At 28.4% G+C, this 1,204-nt stretch carries 1 protein-coding gene; it reads right to left on the reverse strand.

Annotated elements, in window-relative coordinates; genetic code table 11:
• Positions 1 to 436: hypothetical protein (locus AVL50_RS12105; protein ID WP_157491304.1), on the reverse strand; the 436-nt coding region annotated here is incomplete at its 3' end.
• Between the last annotated feature and the right edge of the window lie 768 nt (positions 437 to 1,204).

Genomic DNA, 1,204 nt, shown 5'->3' on the forward strand with positions numbered 1-1,204 from the left:
TAATATGACAAACTTCATTTTTAATCACAGCTGACGATGTGCCTCCTCCATGATGACTTTGGAGAATAACTTTCTGACCAGTCATTTGAGATGTTATTTCTTTAGAAAAGTTATCATAACCTTTTATGTTATAACGAGTATCAATTCCATTACTAATTTCACCTAAACCATATTTTTTTATCCCTTCAATCTGTTTTTTCAAGTTTGTAATTTGATCTTCTAACCCTAGTGGGTTTAACTCTTTTAATCTTTTTATCTCCCCCTTTAACTCATTGATTTTTTCCTTTTCAGCGGCACGTTTTTCAGGGTCATTTTCAGGTAACTGATTGTTACCTTCACTTATTCTTTGTTTTCTGTACGCAGCTATAGCACTATAATCTGTAGTTTTTTTCTTTTGCTTTTTAGAGGAGTATGTTTTTAATTTCTTCTCTTTCATAAACTTAGTTAGCTTTAATAATACATAATCAACATTTAGGAAATGAATTAAATCCTAAAATTATATGGAACACTATAAATTTCATTTTGTTTAGAATCACAAAAAAGAACATCTTAAATTATGGCATGAGGTTAAGCTATTCCGTTTGCATTCTGAGACTCTTCTTGAAGAGTTCTTATAGTATTACATATTTTTCACATATCCCTACTAGAACATGTACTTTTCCATTAATCAAATGGATTCTTTTAAAAGAATATATTGTCTATCATAAATAAAAAAATAGTTCACTTAAATACTATAGCAAACTAATCAAAGAATTTGCTTAAACCCAAATTATGGGTGTGATAATTTCTATTATTTTAATAATATTCAACTGTCCTTTGGAGCATGTTTGGAATATACATTTTAGAAGTAAAAATTTCCCATTTTATAGGTTGTGAGTGAATTTATTTCTGAGAAAATAGTAGTTCTATAGTTGATAAAATTAATAAACTCATGTTCTGAAAGGGTGATTTTTTTACTGAAAGAGATGTTTCGAACATGCTCTTATAAAGATATGATATCATTAAGTTAAAATATTAAGCAACCTATTTTTGGTGTCCTAATGAAGCATAAAAAAATGGGCACCCTCTTCATTAAAGGGTGCCCATTATGATGACTTTCTGTAAAGTCCTAAAATAACGATACACTAAAACAATCGTTATTATGGAAGACAATAAAAGTCAATATGTTAAAAGAACTCAGAAGGATTATTCAATGTCCTTAAAA

The sequence above is a fragment of the Flammeovirga sp. SJP92 genome, assembly GCF_001583495.1.
In the GTDB taxonomy this organism is placed as follows: domain Bacteria; phylum Bacteroidota; class Bacteroidia; order Cytophagales; family Flammeovirgaceae; genus Flammeovirga.